Consider the following 16,401-nt stretch of genomic DNA (forward strand, 5'->3'; position numbering starts at 1 on the left):
GAATAAAAAAACCCTGACGTTCTTGCGAAGTCAGGGTTCAGGTATCTGAAATTTAGGAATTACTGGATAAACACCGTTTCCTGGTTTTCTACTTCTTGTTCAATTTTAATAATTGCTTCACCGGAAAGCGCGTCTTTTCTTGCTTCGATATTTAGCACTGCAACACCTGCCTGCCCTAATTGGTAAACATCATTGAAATTAAAAGAAGCCACACCGGAAGCATCGCTTAGAGTTGTGTCAAAAAGAACAACGGGTGGAGAATTCGGAACTGTTGATTCGCCTTTCAATACAACCTGTGCACCTGCAACCCTTGCATTGTTAGCGTCCAACACATAAATAAGAGCAGTTGTATCTTTTTTCTTTCTGCACCCGGTAGATGAAAAGATAACACCCATACCAATAACAAGTGCTCCGAAAAATGCTGTTTTAATAAGTGTATTCATGTTAGTCTGGTATAATTACTGTTATAACGTTTGTAATGTGCTTTCTACAACGAATGTAGCCATCACCCTGTTTAGGGTCTTGTTTCGCAAGTACGTCGAAATAACCTACCGTCTCTTTTTTACCCATTTTGGCATAAAAGTCCTCCAGGTCAAAATAAGCGAAACCGGATCCGTTTGTCTGAACTGTGTCAACATATTCAGGAGTTGGCGGGTCAGAATTCACGTCAGCGATGATAATCACTTTCGCATTCTCAACCAGCTGATTGTTCTCTGAACGTACAAAAACCTTTAAAACAGAAGGATCTTTCTTACAGGAAGACAATACAATCAGTATTGAAATCAGCGAAAAATACCCAATGTTGCGTACCATTTTGTTCATAGTGTTGTTTTATTTCGTTGGTAAATATAATCTTTTTGCGTTTATAATCTGATTCTCCACAATTTCGTAACTTCGTTGCTCAAAAAAGTATGTTTTTAAACATCAAATTAAAAGAAAAAGTTACATTTCTGGTAATTTTTTTTCAGATAGACGTTTAAAAAGTAAAAAGGTTGTAAAAAAGAATGAAAGAGCAAATCGCTGCAGCTAAGGAAGCTATTGAAAATTATGCCTTGACAGACCTCAATTCTGTAGAAGCATTCCGGATTCACTTTTTGGGCTCCAAAGGAGAATTGAAGAATCTTTTCGGAGAGTTGAAAAACGTTCCGAACGAGGATAAGAAGGAAGTAGGACAACTTTTGAATGGTTTGAGAATCCTGGCTGAGGAAAAATGGATGCTTTCCAAGGAGAGCCTGGAGAATGTGCAGGGTGCAGACTCCAATGTGGATGTTACGAGACCTGCTGAACCGATTGCACTTGGAGCAAGACACCCGCTTTCTATTGTACGCAGTGAGATTATTGCCATTTTTGAACGAATTGGTTATTCGGTTTCCGAAGGACCGGAAATAGAGGATGACTGGCACAACTTCTCTGCCTTGAATTTCCCGCCGGAACACCCGGCAAGAGATATGCAGGATACTTTTTTCATTGAAAAAGGCGAGCGCGAAATGGCATTGAGAACACATACATCATCGGTTCAGGTGCGTGTGATGGAATCTTCAACACCGCCTATTCGTACCATTTCCCCGGGAAGGGTTTACCGCAACGAAGCAATTTCTGCCCGTGCGCATTGTTTCTTCCATCAGGTAGAAGGATTGTACATTGATAAAAATGTTTCTTTCGCAGATTTGAAACAAACATTGGATTATTTTGCAAAATCCCTGTTTGGTGACAAAGCAAAGATCCGTCTTCGCCCATCCTATTTCCCGTTTACGGAGCCAAGTGCTGAAGTGGATGTTTCGTGTACGATTTGTAACTCCAAGGGGTGCAACGTTTGTAAATACACAGGCTGGCTCGAAATCCTGGGCTGCGGAATGGTGGATCCGAATGTTCTGGAAGCTTCCGGGATAGATTCGGAAACATATACCGGTTTTGCTTTCGGGATGGGAATTGAACGCATTGCCCAATTGAAATTCCGGGTGAACGATTTGAGATTATATTCGGAAAACGACGTGCGCTTCCTGGATCAATTTAAAGGAGTGAATTTCTGATATGGGACTTTTTTCAAGCAAACAGAAAGCCGAATTTCCATGGGTGAAATTGACGAGCTCCGAACAGCTGCAGGAATTATTGAAATCTTCCGAAACGAAACCGGTATTGCTGTTTAAACACAGTACACGCTGCAGCATTTCTGCCATGGCAATCAACCGTTTTGAGAACAACATGGACCCCGAAAAAGCTACTTGTGTCTATTTGGATCTGTTAGCATACCGTTCCTTGTCGAATGAAATCGAAGAACTGACGAAAGTGCAGCACCAATCGCCGCAGGCCATTTTAATTAGTAATCACGAAGTCATTTATACCGAAACACACAATGGAATAAATGCATTAGACATATTGAAACTCATCTGACTATGAAAAGAAGATACGGAATTATTATCCTTCTCCTATTGGTATTGGCAGCCTTTATCCTTGTTCCTTTGATGAAATCGGGAGGTGGATCCGAAGAACTTGAAATGGCAAAATTTGATGTTCCGGGAGATTTGCAAGCGAAGTACGGAGATGATATTGCCATTAAATTCATTATTCCGGAAGGATTGGTTAAAGTAGAACTGCTTTACAATGATTCCGTATTTGATACCTGGAATAATCCGAAAGCACAGCAGAGAACGGTGGCATTGAAAACAAATTACTATGGAGTTGGTACCAGAACACTGGTGCTTCGCTCCACATTCAAGGACGGGACCGTTTTGGATAATTCCATGTTTGTGAGGGTAACTTCGGATATTGCTCCGGAATTGTTATTTGCTAAGATTGTCAATGAATTGCCGCATAACCCGGAGAACTATACACAGGGGTATGAATTTGACGGAAACCAGCTGTATGAAGGTACGGGAGATCCGGGGCAGCAGGGGAAAACCATGATCGGGCCGGTTTCTTTGCAGACAGGAGCATTCATGGAACCAAAGAACGGATTGGACCCGACTTATTTCGGAGAAGGAATTACGATCTTAGGGGATTTGATTTACCAGGTTACCTGGCAAAACAGCAAGTGTTTTGTGTACTACAAGAAAACCATGCAGCTGAAGAATGAGTTTACTTATGCGGGTCAGGGTTGGGGATTGTGCAACGACGGAAAATCGATTATCATGTCGGATGGTTCGGAGCGCATTACTTTCAGAGATCCTAAATCATTCCAGGCGACCAGGGTGATCGAAGTGTATGATAACGTAGGGCCGAGAGCATACCTGAATGAATTGGAATACATTGACGGGAAGATTTACGCAAATGTTTATCAAACCGGAACCGTTTTGGTGATCGAACCGACTACAGGACGCGTATTGCAGGAGATTGATGCGAATGAATTGGTAGTTCGCGGGAAAGGTACCGGGGATGTTCTAAATGGAATTGCTCACAACAAATTGACGAACAAGACTTACATGACCGGGAAATACTGGGCGAAAACCTTCGAAGTTCAATTCAGTAAATAAGCATGATTTCTCCTTACAACGACGAGTATTTCATGCGTCAGGCCTATATGGAGGCGCAAAAAGCTTTCGAGCTGGGAGAAATTCCCGTTGGAGCTGTTGTGGTTGTCAATAACCAAATCATTGCGCGGGCACACAACCTCACTGAAAGGTTACACGATGTGACTGCACATGCGGAAATGCAGGCAATTACAGCTGCTTCGGAATACCTGGGGGCAAAGTACCTGAAAGATTGTACGCTGTATGTAACGCTTGAGCCCTGCGTCATGTGTGCCGGAGCATTGTATTGGTCGCAGCTGGATAAGATCATTTTTGCCGCCCGTGACGAAAAACGCGGAGCAGGACGTTTCCAAAACGAATTATATCACCCCAAAACGGTTGTGAGCAAAGGACCATTGGAAAATGAGTGCTCGCAGTTGATGCTTGATTTCTTCAAGAATAAAAGATCTTGATAAAAACAGTAGGGGTGTAAAATTTTACATCCTGCTGTTTGGTGTTTATCAAATGATCATCTTCACATAAAAAAATCGGATCAAATAAGTTTATAACCGATTTAAGGGTCTTTTTTGCCACTCGCGTATCATTTTTTGATTGTAATTAAGAACATTTGCTAGATTTGGTTCAAAATCCAGCGTATGTCAGAGATTGTTTTACAAGTAGATAATTTATCCAAAAAGTATAAAAAGGTAGATGCCGTAAAAGGTGTTTCTTTTGATATCAAAAAAGGAAATGTTTACGGTCTTCTCGGTCCGAACGGTAGCGGTAAAACCACCACTTTGGCCATGTTAATGGGTATTCTGCACCCAACTCAGGGATCATTCTCCTGGTTCGGGAACGGACAGGAAGATCGTAATAGGTTACGAATAGGATGTTTGTTGGAAACACCTAACTTTTATCCGTATTTGAATGCATACGATAATTTGCGGGTAACCGCAACGATCAAAAACATGCAGAATCCAAAGGCGCGGATTGAAGAGGTTTTGGAATACGTCGATTTGAAAGAGCGTGGAAAACGTACATTTCGTACTTATTCCCTGGGGATGAAACAGCGTTTGGCTGTTGCTGCGGCTTTGCTTTCAGATCCGGAAGTTCTTGTTTTGGATGAACCGACCAACGGACTGGATCCGGAAGGTATTGCGGAAATGAGAGAGTTGATTCTCAAGATCGGTTCCGAAGGAAAAACCATTATCCTGGCATCGCACATTTTGGATGAGGTGCAAAAGATCTGTTCTCATGTTGTGATGCTGAAGCAGGGCGAGATGGTTTACAACGGAAGTATGTCCGACCTTTTGCTGCAGCGTAAATCATACAGGCTGATGGCTGATGATCGGGAAAAGCTGCTTTCTGTACTGGGCAGTTTACAACAGGTAAAAATCCTTACCAATGAGCCGGATTCACTAATGGTAGAACTGGATGAAAACCTGACAGGTGCCGATTTGAACCGCCTGGTTGCAGAAAAAGGGATATACCTTTCGGAACTGCATGCTTACCAAAAAAGTTTAGAGACGATTTTCTTAGAAAGAATGAAATTATGAGACAGATTATAGCATTGGAGTATGCGAAATTGAGAAAATTCCATACCCTTAAAATATTGTTCGCAGTTTATATGGTAGTCGTTCCGTGCTGGATGTACTTCATGAACTTTTTCTTCCAGATGAATCCCGGGCTCAAAGCCATTTTCACACAGGAAAACCCGTTTGATTTCCCGCATATATGGAGTTTTATTACCTATAGTGCAAGTTTCTTTAATATCCTGCTTGCGGTTTCGGTGGTTACTATCACTACCAACGATATCCAGTTCAAGACTATGAGGCAGAATATCATTGAGGGATTGACCAAAAGACAGGTCATTTTCGGTAAGTTCATTTTTGTTATTTTTCTGAGTGCGGCAGCGACCTTGTATACTTTTCTCTGTGGACTGGTAATCGGTTTGATTGAATCTGCAAATTCGGATTTCTACCAGAATATACACCTGAACGTGCTTTACTTCATCCAAACTATCGGTTATTTCAGCTTTGCTTTTCTCTTTGCAATTCTGGTTAAAAGACCCGCCATTGCAATTGTTACTTTCATTATTTATTTTCCGGTCGAAACGATTGTAGGGAATATCATTTCCCAGAAAATGTACCAATTCTTTCCGCTAAAAGTTTATGCAGACCTGACACCTATTCCGTTCTTCAAAGCCGTGATCAACTCCGGTCCGAAGAATGCCAATAATGATGTGTTCCTATTGAGCTTAAGTGAGCAGCTATCCTTGGCGGGAGTGTATATTGTGGTGTGTTTTACTATAACTTATTTCATCCTGAAACGAAGGGACTTGTAGATAAAGCTAACTGGTTAAGATTCATTCTGTTAACAAACTAACAAGTTTGGAAATTAGAAGTCTGTGTCCTAAATTGCGGCACATTAAACTTCTACTATGAATAAACTATTACTATGTGGAGCCCTTTTTGCGGGCTTATCGGCTCATGCCCAAACAACCCTTTTCCAGGACAATTTTGAATCAGGTGCAGGAAACTGGACTTTGAACTCTGCTGATATGAGCGGAGTTTATACTGCTAATCATTGGGTGGTTAACAATTCTTACACCGGGGGAACCGGTTCGTTTGTATGTTTTGGATTCCCTTTTTCTTTTACTGTTGGAGTAACTCCGGCACAACCTGCCGGAATAACAACTCCAAATGGGAATTACATGCATATCTCCAGTTTAGCGGGAGAAACCAGTGGAATCACCAATGCTAACTTTCTTGCAGCAGATGGGCTTTGTACTTTAGATGAAAGTAATTTTACAAAAATGACGAATTCTGTTTCTACAGTTGGGTATTCGAATGTGACACTCTCTTTTTGGGATCTTGTTGGAGGAGAAGCCGGAACGGTTGTAGGCGAGGTATATTATTCGCTTGATAATGGTTCTTCCTGGGTTTTAAAAACAGGAGGGTTAAATAATATAACTACCTGGACAAGTAACACCTTAACAGATGCTGCCTGGGATAATGTCGCTTCCTTAAAAATAGCATTTCGTTTTTTGAATACAGTGGCAAGTGCTCCGATTGATCCATCGTTTTCCATTGACGATGTTAAAATCACCGGATCAACCGGAGCCTCCGCTTCTCTTGCTACGGGAACAATTACTTCAACAACCTATTGCTCCAATCAAACAACAAATGTTTCCGTACCTTTTACAGTAACCGGAACTGTAAATGCTGGAAACGTATATACCGCTCAATTGTCGGATAATACGGGATCTTTTGCAGCTCCTACAGCAATCGGTACTTTGTCTTCTACAGGAACAGGGAGTTTAACCATTTCAGCAGTTATTCCAAGCGGATTGACAGCAGGAACAGGATACCGCATTCGTGTGGATGCTTCTAACCCGGCTACAACTGGAACGGATAACGGAATGAATCTGACTGTTGCGGCGTCGCCATCCATTACTGCAACTCCTTCTATGGGAACAATTTGTGCCGGAAATTCCACTACAATAACAGCTTCCGGTGCGAATTCATACACCTGGAGTCCTGCCGGAACGTTGAGCAGTTCAACAGGGGCCAGTGTGACTGCGACTCCTTTATCAACACAGGTTTATACTTTAATAGGAACTGATGGAAATGGGTGTTCGACTAGCACACCTGTAACCATAAATGTTGCGGCGCTTCCTTCTGTAACTACAGCTCCGTCTACCGGAATAATTTGTATTGGGAACTCCACTACAATAACAGCTTCCGGTGCGAATTCATACACCTGGAGTCCTGCCGGAACATTGAGCAGTTCAACAGGGGCCAGTGTGACTGCTACCCCAACATCAACACAGGTTTATATTGTAACCGGAACAGACGGAAACGGGTGTTCGAACAGCACGACTGTTACAATAACTGTTGAAAGTTGTGCCGGGTTGGAAGAGGAAACATTCGGAGATTTTGAATTATATCCGAATCCGGCGAATCAACAACTGATAGTAAACTTCGGTGAATTGAAAAACATCGAAACAATTGTCGTTTTGGATCTTTGCGGAAGAAAAGTGCTTGCAACCAAAGCAGTTTCCAACACAATAGATGTAAGCTCTTTGCAAAGCGGGAAATACTTTCTGGTAATTGAACATGAAGCGGGAGTTTCTGTAAAAAGTTTCATGAAACGATAAGTGGAAAACCAAGATAAAGCAACGTCGGGTGGAGAAATCTATCCGATGTTGCTGTTTTAGATCCCTTCTAATCCTCCCCCTTAGCACCTACGCTGAAGCTCCGGCGTAAGCGTTAGTCCCCCTCCGAAGGGGGAGACTTTAATTCTCCTTTCAAGGAAAATAATTTTTAATCTTACAAGTTTAGATTTGAATTTTCGGAGATAAGTTCGACTTATTGAACGGATCCAATTCCCCCCTTTGGAGGGGAACGCAAGGGGGAGGATAACCACAATCAATACCCATGACCCATCGCAACATACAATTATGTAATTTTGTAGCATGAATCTTTCTCCAAAAACCATTTGTGCGTTATCGACAGCTCCGGGCATGGGTGCAATTGCTTTGATCCGTTTATCGGGTCCGGATGCTATTTCAATTCTGTCAAAAATTGCCGGCAGATCTTTCGATAAGGCTGCTTCCCACAGTGCACATTTCGTTCGGTTGAAGAACACCGATGGCTCCGTTTTGGATGAAGTGGTAGTGACCATTTTCCATGAAGGGCACAGTTTTACAGGAGAGAATACGGTTGAAATTGCTTGTCATGGATCCGTTTTTATTCAACAGGAGATCATCCGTCTGCTTTTGGCGAATGGTTGTGAACTGGCAAAACCGGGTGAATTTACCATGCGGGCTTTCCTGAATGGAAGAATGGACCTTAGCCAGGCAGAAGCTGTTTCCGATCTGATTGCATCGGAATCTGCCCGTTCACACGAAGTAGCGATGAACCAGATGCGCGGTTCGTTTTCCAGTGAATTACGAGATTTGCGCGAAAAACTGATCCATTTTGCTTCATTGGTGGAATTGGAATTGGATTTCGCGGAAGAGGATGTGGAGTTTGCAGACCGCAGAGAACTCTTGGCGTTGGTAACCGAGGTTTTGGCTTATGTCAACAGGTTAATCAAATCCTTCGAACTGGGAAATGTGCTGAAGAACGGAGTTCCGGTAGCCATTGTGGGTGCGCCGAATACGGGGAAAAGTACCCTGCTGAACCAGCTTTTGGGAGAAGATCGCGCCATCGTAAGCAGCATTGCCGGAACCACACGTGATGTGATTGAAGAAACACTAAACATCGATGGTATCCTGTTCCGTTTAATTGACACAGCCGGGATACGTGAAGATGCTGCCGAAGAAATCGAAGCTTTGGGGATTCAGCGTTCGCTGGATAAGATCAAACAGGCCAAAATTGTATTGATGCTGAGTGATTTCAGCGGAAATAATGCTTCAGCGGAAGGTCATTTATCCATGAGTTCCGAAGAAACCGGGCGCTGGGCAGACGAACAGGCCAAAGTACATCCGGGAACGCATTTTTTGGTGATCGGAAACAAATACGATCTGCGTTCGGAGCAAGCGAATACTCCCTGGGAATTCCAAACGCCGTTCCTGCCTATCAGTGCCAAGAACGGAAGTGGAATAGAGGACCTGAAGTCCTGGTTATCCCAACAGATTTTAGGTTCCTTCAATACCCAATCAGATACCATCGTGACCAATGCCCGTCATTTGGACGCCCTTGAAAAGACACGAGACTCACTCGAGAAAGCTAAATGGGGACTGGAAACAAATGTCACCGGTGATTTTGTAGCCATGGATATCCGCCAGGCCATGTTCTGGCTGGGAAGCATTACGGGCCAGATTTCGGAAGACGATCTATTGGCGAATATCTTCAGTAAGTTTTGTATCGGGAAGTGATTGAAACACAAGAATCGGGATTAGACCAAAAAATGTATATTTATCCGCCTAAAGATCAAACTAATGGGATTATTCAACCTTTTCAATAAAAAAAATAAGCACGAAACTTCAAAAAGTACTGCAGCATCAGCTAATCAGGAACCTGTTAAACCGGAAGTTCCTAAAAGCGTACTTTATACGGCATTCAGTAAATACAACGAATATGTTGTGCGGTATCTTGGCATGCAGCAACAGGGAAATTACGCTCCGATTTCAGCTTATGAAAATCCGAACGGGGAGATCATTGGTTTTCTGTATGTAATGGGTGATGATGATTCGTATTCGCTTTCCGCTGATGAGGTTATTGAGCGAATGGAAAAGTCATTCGAGCAAAAAATGGCAAATAGGGATATTAAATCTTACGTCATTTTGTACCATTCCCAATTTGCTAATGATAACAATCATGCACTTGCAAATAATGACGATGAATTGAAGGCAATCACGATTTCATACCATTTTGAACAAGGCGAAAAGGGGAAAGTAGGACTGCCTTATTTCTTCGAGGATGATTCGATTACTTACCAGGGAATTACAAACTTTACGCAATCGGAAAATAATGCACTTTTCAGTACGCAGTTAGAACAGGGGAAAGATTATTTCCAGGACCGGAAAGAAATTACTCCACCGCTCATTGAAAATGAAATCGGGCTAATAATCAAACGATCCAATAATTCGGATTTGAGCAATACCTGGTGCGGAATAGTTGGTTTTGAAAATTACCGGAATCAAACAGGAAGCCAGGTATTAAAAGAACATTTTGCACTGGCAATGATGTTTGAGCCGGTTTTGGTCAAAGAGAATATAACGATCAGGCAGCTGGAATACGATTCTGTAATCCTGAAAGGAATTTTATGGGATGAAAAACCATTCGGCATTATACCGGTGATTAAAACAACTTATTCGCTTGACATTGTAAACAAACAAATTACCGAATGGGAAAACGTAAATAACCTGCATGCAATCATTTCCGGCGGCGGACGGGATACTTTCGGACTGGAATACCTGGCAACAGATTATGTGGAGAACAGGGAAAGGTATCATTCTCAGAAAGCCCATCAAATGAATATCAGTGGAATAGCATTTGTATTGGACAAGAGTAAGCCTCACGATCCGAATGAGGAACTGAAATACAGTGAGGACTTTACAGCTTATATGCCGAGCCAGGACCTGAAGAATTATGCCTGTTTTGATTTCATCGGTGAACTGGAAGATTTTAAAGAAACAGTTTTACTCGAGAATGAAGCTTTGAAAGGCTACCTGATGAAAGTCAGACTGATTACAAATTCCGATTTTAAAGACTTTTTCACTATTGACATGTTTGTGACACCGGAAAACATGCGTTTTAAAGAGCTGTCCATAGGTATGAAACTGACCGGAATGGTTCAGCTTCAGGGTCAAATTGCGGAGTAAGACAAATGAATACCTGTTTCCAAAAAGCAACGGGTATCAGTAGCAGATGTTAATCCTTAATGCTTACAATTACATAGGGTGTAAAAAGCAAAATTCTTTCTTGTTTTGATGCACAATCCATCGCGGACGATCGTGTATCGTTTGTTCAGATGTGCTTTAGAGCTTGGCTGAAGAACCAATTCGTTGGATTCAACAGACCAGGTGCCTTCCGCAACAATCGGCTTGGATTTTTTCGTCAGGTCCGTATAAACAAACGTGTGATTTTCATGCAGCTGTAAACTGGGAGCGTTGTTCCCGTCACCACCGTAATTTCCCGCAGGTACGTGGATCATGTTTTGCGCGTTGGAGCTAAAACTCAGGATCGTTCCGCTGAAAAGTATAAAGAGTGTTTTCATAATTGATTCATTCATAATGCAATATAAGAATACCAATCGAAACGGTGAGTTTGTTTAAGAAATTTGAAATAGAAAATAAACCGATTGTTAAATTTATTGTGCGCTCATAGATTTTTAGTTATCTTACTCCCCATAAACGCATCAACTATGCATAAATTAGTACTACTTTCCTGCAGCCTTTGGGCTGTAACTTCCGCTTATTCACAAGGATTTCAAGTGAATTTCCAGGGACAAAAACAACAAGGAATGGGCCTTGCGGGAACTGCATTGTCGGAAGATGCATCTGCGTTATTTTACAATCCGGGCGGTGTAGCATTTGTCAAAAAGAGTGAAGTGAATGCGGGTTTTTCCCCCATTTTCGCAAATACCTTGTTTGTTGACTCTGCATCCGGAGACGGATACCGCACAAAATCCCCGATGGGAACACCTTTTTCTGCTTATGCACTTTTCGGGTTCAAGAAATTAGAATCGCTGAAAGTCGGATTGGCGGTATATACTCCATTCGGAAGTACAATCCAGTACGAAGATGCATGGATCGGAAGATTTGCCCTAACAAAGCTTTCCCTGAAATCGATCTATTTTCAGCCAACGGTTTCTTACAAAATCAATGAGCATTTCGGAATAGGAGCGGGTTTTATTGTTTCCACTGGGGCAGTTGACCTGCAAAAAGATATTCCCGTTCAGGATGCAGACGGCACATTCGGTCATGCCGAGCTAACCGGTAAAGCACTTGGGTTTGGGTATAATGTAGGCGTGAACGCAAAGATTGACAATCATTTTTCCCTTGGTTTAACTTACCGGTCGAAGGTTTCTATGAAAGTAAAAGAAGGTGAGGCAACATTCACCGTTCCCGAATCCCTGAGTGCTAATTTTCCAAGCGGAGCTTTTACTTCATCACTTCCGCTGCCAAGTGTTTTGACTCTCGGTGCTTCCTATGATTCCGAAAAAAGATGGCAGGCCGTACTGGATATCAACTATGTTGGCTGGAAGGCTTATGATACGCTGGCTTTTGATTATGAATCCAATACCACCAGTTTGACGGATACGAAATCCGCAAGGAAATACAAAAGCATTATCGCTTTCAGGGGCGGTGTTAATTTCAAAGCAACGGAAATGATTGCCGTTCGATTGGGCGGCGGTTACGGGTTTTCTCCGGTACAATCGGGTTATGTGACCCCGGAATCTCCGGATGGAAACCGCATTTACGGGACCGCCGGTTTAGGTTTTAAGTTCAATGAGCATTTCAATCTCGACCTTTCATTTTACTACACACATATCAAGCGCACCGACCGAAACCTGGAATCAAACTTAAGCGGAACATTCACTACAATCGCCATTTCCCCGGGAATTGGATTAAGCTATAAATGGTAAGAACATGAAACAGGCATTAAACATATTTATTCCGTTAGTTATCGGAATCGGGACTCTTACACTGGGTTCCTGCAAGCCCAAGTACAAAGAACCGGAAACATCTGCCGGAGAGTTGGACCCGACGCGTTTTGTTATGATCGGCGGATCACATACAGCAGGTTATATGGATGATGCGCTGTATTACGACGGCCAGCAGTATTCCATTGCGAATTTGTTGAACAATCAGTTGCAAAAAGTAGGTGCGGGAGCATTTTATCAGCCATACATGCCTGCAAATTCTGTTGGTGTAAATGCTTCCGGAATGTCGCGGTTTAAACTCGGCTATAAAACAGATTGTTTGGGAGTAACGGCTTTGTCCCCTGTTCGTTTGGCAGCAAGTGGAGATGGAGCAGCTTTGAATACAAATGTTTACAATGCTTCACAGCCATTCGGGAATTTTGGTGTTCCCGGAATGACCGTTTCGGTTATCAATGTTCCCGGGTACGGAATGTTTAATCCTTTTTTCGGGCGGATGAGTTCTTCAACTACTGCCAGCGTATTAGATGATGCATTGGCTTCAGACCCAACTTGTTTTGCCCTGTTTGTGGGAACCGAGGACATTCTTCCTTATGCCCAGGGAGGCGCAGGCAGCGGAACTTATATCAATCCGGCAACGTTCAGTGCCGCTTACGAACAATTGGTTGTTTCCATGATCGGAAGCGGTAGGAAAGGAGTACTATCTTTAATTCCGGATGTGACTGAGATGCCCTATTTTACCACCATTCCATGGAACGGGTTGAACCTGACACCGGACAAGGTAACAGCTTTGAATAACATTTATAATCCAATCGGGATTTCTTTCCAGGAAGGGCCGAATGGATTTATGATCCAGGATCCGGGAGCCGGTGCATTCGGAGTAAGACACATGGTAGAAGGAGAATTGGTACTGCTGAGCACTCCCTTGGATTCCGTGAAATGCAATTCAATGGGTTCCGTGTTTCCCTTCAGAGACCAGCTGGTGCTGACACTCGATGAACTCACAGAGATCAGAGGGATAATCGCCCAATACAATGCTGCGATTACAGCAATCGCTCAGAACTACAACCTGGCGCTGGCAAAGCCTAACGAATTGGTAGCCAACATGCAGGCCGGGATCATTTATAACGGAGTTACGCTGAGTACAAAATTTGTTTCCGGCGGAGCATTCTCACTGGACGGGATCCATTTTAACCCGAGAGGAAACGCCGTTATTACCAATGAATTTATACGTGCACTGAACGTGAAATACAATGCAAAAATTCCAGCTATAAATGCTGTGAATTACCCATCAGTTATATTCCCTTAATTTAAAAATCAACACATGAAAATTTCTACATTACTACTATCCGTTGGTTTATCAGCTGCTGCTTTCGGACAAACTCCTTGTCAAAGTGGAAGATATGCCAGCGATGTTTATTCCAATGTAACCGTTACAAGTGATATCGTCTACGGATCGAATGTCTCTTTTTCGGGAGCTACTACTTCCTTGACTTTAGACTTTTATGAACCCACTGCAGATACAGCTGTTGCAAGACCGTTGATCATTTGGGTCCATGGAGGAAGTTTTCAATTCGGTACAAAAACAGATGTGGATGTACAGGAATTATCCAACCGTTTTGCAAAAAAAGGATATGCATGTGCTTCTATCAATTACCGCCTGGGTTTCTTCCCGGTTGATTCGGTGAATGCAATTAAAGCAGTTCTTCGTGCAACCCAGGATTTGAAAGCTTCCATCCGTTTCTTTTACAAAGACAGGGCAACCACCAATGCTTATAAGATCGATACAACCCGGATTTTTATCGGGGGAAGTTCTGCAGGGGCAATTACCGCTTTGCATGTAGGTTACCTTGACCAGGATTGTGAGATCGAGGACTATATCGATGCATCCGGTCTTGCGGCTCTGGGTGGAATGGAAGGTGCGAGCGGAAACCCGGGGTATTCGACAAAAGTAGCAGGAGTAATAAACCTTTGCGGGGCATTGGGCCGATACAGCTGGATTGAGTCAGGAGACATTCCTTTGGTATCTGTTCACGGTACTGCTGATGCTACTGTGAAATACAACCGTGGTGTTGTAAATCCGGGAGTTCCGATCATGTACCTGGATGGAAGCCGTATGCTTTTGGAAAGAAGCTGTGCTTTGAGTCATCCTCATAAATTATATACCTTCCAGGGTGCTCCGCACGTTCCTTATGCCGGATCGGGCGCAGCTCAGATTGCTTATATGGATACAACTTCAAACTTTATCAGGGATTTCCTGGTTCAGCAGCTGGGTTGTACGGATATGGACCTTCAGCCTGCAAATCCGCCGGCTGAAATGGCAAATCTTTACCCGATCGATTACTGCGACGGAAGCCCGGTAAATGAAACATGCGTTTTGGGACTTGCTGAAAACACGAAAGAGAGTGAGCTGATCCTTTATCCGAATCCTGCTTCAAATCAGGTAACCATTCACTGCGATTCCGAAGGATCAAAAACAGTTTCAGTGATTGATGTTTCAGGAAGAACAGTGATGACCCGGGAAATGAATGAACACGCGTATGTATTGCCTGTTCAGGATCTGAAGAAAGGAACTTATTTCATTCATGTTTCGGATCACAACAGCCAGCATTCGATGGTGAAGCAATTGATTATTGAATAAGAAGGATAAATCTTTCCGAATAAAGCTTCCTTCGGGGAGCTTTTTTTATATTCGCGGGTATGCCGAAAAGTTTGGCAGCAAATTTGTAAATTGAGGACAAAATAAATGTTATGAAAAACATCGGTTTATTAGCGATTCTTTTGCTTACCCAAACAACTCTGTTAGGGCAGAAGACCATTCGAATGACTATTAAGGAAGAATGTGTTCCCTGCCGCCGGATGATGGCACAGGAATGTTTCCAGGTCATGAAAGAAGGCTCCAAAACATGGGAATTATTCTATGAACGTATTAAAGGATTTGAGTATGTTCCCGGAAACCGGTATGTGATCGATGTGATTGAAACAGAGCGTCCCGAGCCTGTTCCGCAGGATTTGTCCAAATACTTGTATAAATTGGATAAAGTAATTTCCGTAACACCTATGATCAGCGGAAGTGAAAGGGTAATTTACAAAGTAGTACGCATGAACGGAAAAGAGGTGGTAGATGCAGATGTTTCGTTGAGTTTCGACAGTACATTCCAGCACATTTCAGGGAAAAGCGGCTGCAATAACTTTACGGCACCAATCAAGATGAATAAAAAGCAGACCAAGATTTGTGTAAAAGCGGGTGCATCGACAAAGATGGCTTGTCCGGATGTGCAAAGTGCCATTGAAGATGAGTTCCTGAAGTCCATATCCAATAAATCCTTTAAGGTTTCCCACAATGGAAATTCAATGATTTGGAAATCAAAGAAAAAGGAAGTGTTCCTTTTTGAAGCAGGCACGAAGCCACTTCCGCAGGATCCGGGAGCGGTGTCCGGAGGCAGGCCTGAGAAAACACCCTGGAATTATTTCAACCAGCAGAACCTGAAGCTGATCCAGATTGACGGGGTAACGGTTAAGAATTCCAATGCTTCTTTGAAAATGGATATGTCTAATAATTCCTTCACGGGCAGCAACGGCTGCAACCGTATTTCAGGTACGATGACTACAACCAGAAATACGGTGGTTTTCTCAGAGGTTATTTCTACAAAAATGCTTTGTGCGGATGAATTGGTTGCCAGTACGGAGCGCCGATTTATGGAGATTTTGGGAAGTCGTGGTCTTACGGTTGATTTTGCCGAACAGGTTTTTAACATATACGATGCTTCCGGGAAGCTGGTGATGATGTTTGCGGTAGACCCGACCAAATAAATTTATTTAGACTTTTAATTTCAGTTTT

Annotated in this window: 16 protein-coding genes; 13 read left to right on the forward strand and 3 right to left on the reverse strand. The window is 42.8% G+C overall.

Features of this window, described 5'->3' with window-relative positions; genetic code table 11:
* Positions 1–59 precede the first annotated feature (59 nt).
* A complete protein-coding gene (locus QZT69_RS04925) occupies positions 60–443 on the reverse strand; it encodes a hypothetical protein (RefSeq protein WP_294671140.1) in 384 nt (127 codons plus the stop codon).
* Between the two features lies 1 nt (position 444).
* Complete coding sequence (locus QZT69_RS04930; RefSeq protein WP_294671143.1) at positions 445–822, reverse strand: hypothetical protein; 378 nt, start codon at positions 820–822, stop codon at positions 445–447.
* 182 nt (positions 823–1,004) lie between these two features.
* Here QZT69_RS04930 and pheS point away from each other — a divergent pair, with 182 nt between their 5' ends.
* The 9 genes from pheS (at position 1,005) to QZT69_RS04975 (ending at position 10,779) form a co-directional block, all read left to right on the forward strand.
* Positions 1,005–2,030, forward strand: coding sequence for a phenylalanine--tRNA ligase subunit alpha (pheS, locus tag QZT69_RS04935; RefSeq protein ID WP_294671146.1), 1,026 nt, complete (start codon positions 1,005–1,007; stop codon positions 2,028–2,030).
* A gap of 1 nt (position 2,031) precedes the next feature.
* Entirely contained in the window at positions 2,032–2,391 is a 360-nt protein-coding gene (gene ytxJ, locus QZT69_RS04940) for a bacillithiol system redox-active protein YtxJ (RefSeq protein WP_294671150.1), read from the forward strand.
* 2 nt (positions 2,392–2,393) lie between these two features.
* Positions 2,394–3,470, forward strand: a complete 1,077-nt coding sequence (locus QZT69_RS04945) for a glutaminyl-peptide cyclotransferase (protein ID WP_294671153.1) — start codon at positions 2,394–2,396, stop codon at positions 3,468–3,470.
* A gap of 2 nt (positions 3,471–3,472) precedes the next feature.
* Positions 3,473–3,919 carry a nucleoside deaminase gene (locus QZT69_RS04950; RefSeq protein WP_294671155.1) on the forward strand — a complete coding sequence of 149 codons (447 nt, stop codon included), beginning with the start codon at positions 3,473–3,475 and terminating at the stop codon, positions 3,917–3,919.
* Between the two features lie 183 nt (positions 3,920–4,102).
* Positions 4,103–5,002, forward strand: coding sequence for an ABC transporter ATP-binding protein (locus QZT69_RS04955; RefSeq protein WP_294671159.1), 900 nt, complete (start codon positions 4,103–4,105; stop codon positions 5,000–5,002).
* Entirely contained in the window at positions 4,999–5,790 is a 792-nt protein-coding gene (locus QZT69_RS04960; protein WP_294671161.1) for an ABC transporter permease subunit, read from the forward strand. The genes QZT69_RS04955 and QZT69_RS04960 overlap by 4 nt, the downstream gene beginning before the upstream one ends.
* A gap of 96 nt (positions 5,791–5,886) precedes the next feature.
* The gene (locus QZT69_RS04965) at positions 5,887–7,605 is read left to right on the forward strand and encodes a T9SS type A sorting domain-containing protein (RefSeq protein ID WP_294671164.1); all 1,719 of its coding nucleotides are present in this window, start codon (positions 5,887–5,889) and stop codon (positions 7,603–7,605) included.
* Between the two features lie 318 nt (positions 7,606–7,923).
* Entirely contained in the window at positions 7,924–9,330 is a 1,407-nt protein-coding gene (mnmE, locus tag QZT69_RS04970; RefSeq protein ID WP_294671167.1) for a tRNA uridine-5-carboxymethylaminomethyl(34) synthesis GTPase MnmE, read from the forward strand.
* A gap of 63 nt (positions 9,331–9,393) precedes the next feature.
* Positions 9,394–10,779: a hypothetical protein gene (locus QZT69_RS04975; RefSeq protein ID WP_294671170.1), complete on the forward strand. Its 1,386-nt coding sequence runs from the start codon at positions 9,394–9,396 to the stop codon at positions 10,777–10,779.
* 56 nt (positions 10,780–10,835) lie between these two features.
* Here the strand turns inward: QZT69_RS04975 and QZT69_RS04980 are convergent, their stop codons facing one another.
* Positions 10,836–11,174 (reverse strand): hypothetical protein, encoded by a 339-nt coding sequence (locus tag QZT69_RS04980; RefSeq protein ID WP_294671173.1) that lies wholly within the window; start codon positions 11,172–11,174, stop codon positions 10,836–10,838.
* Between the two features lie 147 nt (positions 11,175–11,321).
* On the opposite strand from QZT69_RS04980, the gene QZT69_RS04985 reads away from it, so the two are divergent.
* The 4 genes from QZT69_RS04985 to QZT69_RS05000 all read left to right on the forward strand — a co-directional run bounded on the left by QZT69_RS04985 (position 11,322) and on the right by QZT69_RS05000 (position 16,373).
* A complete protein-coding gene (locus QZT69_RS04985) occupies positions 11,322–12,545 on the forward strand; it encodes an OmpP1/FadL family transporter (RefSeq protein ID WP_294671175.1) in 1,224 nt (407 codons plus the stop codon).
* A 4-nt stretch (positions 12,546–12,549) separates the two neighbouring features.
* A complete protein-coding gene (locus tag QZT69_RS04990; RefSeq protein WP_294671177.1) occupies positions 12,550–13,869 on the forward strand; it encodes a hypothetical protein in 1,320 nt (439 codons plus the stop codon).
* A 15-nt stretch (positions 13,870–13,884) separates the two neighbouring features.
* Positions 13,885–15,201, forward strand: coding sequence for a T9SS type A sorting domain-containing protein (locus tag QZT69_RS04995; RefSeq protein WP_294671180.1), 1,317 nt, complete (start codon positions 13,885–13,887; stop codon positions 15,199–15,201).
* Positions 15,202–15,311: 110 nt separating this feature from the next.
* On the forward strand, positions 15,312–16,373 hold the full coding sequence (locus QZT69_RS05000) for an META domain-containing protein (protein ID WP_294671183.1): 1,062 nt from the start codon (positions 15,312–15,314) through the stop codon (positions 16,371–16,373).
* Positions 16,374–16,401: the final 28 nt, after the last annotated feature.

Origin of the sequence: uncultured Fluviicola sp. (assembly GCF_902168135.1) — a bacterium.
In the GTDB taxonomy this organism is placed as follows: domain Bacteria; phylum Bacteroidota; class Bacteroidia; order Flavobacteriales_D; family Crocinitomicaceae; genus Fluviicola.

What these genes read in the sequence shown, in the direction of transcription:
- QZT69_RS04975 (WP_294671170.1), top strand. Translation starts at nt 9,394, where the DNA reads ATGGGATTATTCAACCTTTTCAATAAAAAAAATAAGCACGAAACTTCA.
- pheS (WP_294671146.1), top strand. Translation starts at nt 1,005, where the DNA reads ATGAAAGAGCAAATCGCTGCAGCTAAGGAAGCTATTGAAAATTATGCC.
- QZT69_RS04945 (WP_294671153.1), top strand. Translation starts at nt 2,394, where the DNA reads ATGAAAAGAAGATACGGAATTATTATCCTTCTCCTATTGGTATTGGCA.
- ytxJ (WP_294671150.1), top strand. Translation starts at nt 2,032, where the DNA reads ATGGGACTTTTTTCAAGCAAACAGAAAGCCGAATTTCCATGGGTGAAA.
- QZT69_RS05000 (WP_294671183.1), top strand. Translation starts at nt 15,312, where the DNA reads ATGAAAAACATCGGTTTATTAGCGATTCTTTTGCTTACCCAAACAACT.
- QZT69_RS04955 (WP_294671159.1), top strand. Translation starts at nt 4,103, where the DNA reads ATGTCAGAGATTGTTTTACAAGTAGATAATTTATCCAAAAAGTATAAA.
- QZT69_RS04965 (WP_294671164.1), top strand. Translation starts at nt 5,887, where the DNA reads ATGAATAAACTATTACTATGTGGAGCCCTTTTTGCGGGCTTATCGGCT.
- QZT69_RS04980 (WP_294671173.1), bottom strand. Translation starts at nt 11,174, where the DNA reads ATGAAAACACTCTTTATACTTTTCAGCGGAACGATCCTGAGTTTTAGC.
- QZT69_RS04925 (WP_294671140.1), bottom strand. Translation starts at nt 443, where the DNA reads ATGAATACACTTATTAAAACAGCATTTTTCGGAGCACTTGTTATTGGT.
- QZT69_RS04995 (WP_294671180.1), top strand. Translation starts at nt 13,885, where the DNA reads ATGAAAATTTCTACATTACTACTATCCGTTGGTTTATCAGCTGCTGCT.
- QZT69_RS04985 (WP_294671175.1), top strand. Translation starts at nt 11,322, where the DNA reads ATGCATAAATTAGTACTACTTTCCTGCAGCCTTTGGGCTGTAACTTCC.
- QZT69_RS04950 (WP_294671155.1), top strand. Translation starts at nt 3,473, where the DNA reads ATGATTTCTCCTTACAACGACGAGTATTTCATGCGTCAGGCCTATATG.
- QZT69_RS04990 (WP_294671177.1), top strand. Translation starts at nt 12,550, where the DNA reads ATGAAACAGGCATTAAACATATTTATTCCGTTAGTTATCGGAATCGGG.
- QZT69_RS04960 (WP_294671161.1), top strand. Translation starts at nt 4,999, where the DNA reads ATGAGACAGATTATAGCATTGGAGTATGCGAAATTGAGAAAATTCCAT.
- mnmE (WP_294671167.1), top strand. Translation starts at nt 7,924, where the DNA reads ATGAATCTTTCTCCAAAAACCATTTGTGCGTTATCGACAGCTCCGGGC.
- QZT69_RS04930 (WP_294671143.1), bottom strand. Translation starts at nt 822, where the DNA reads ATGAACAAAATGGTACGCAACATTGGGTATTTTTCGCTGATTTCAATA.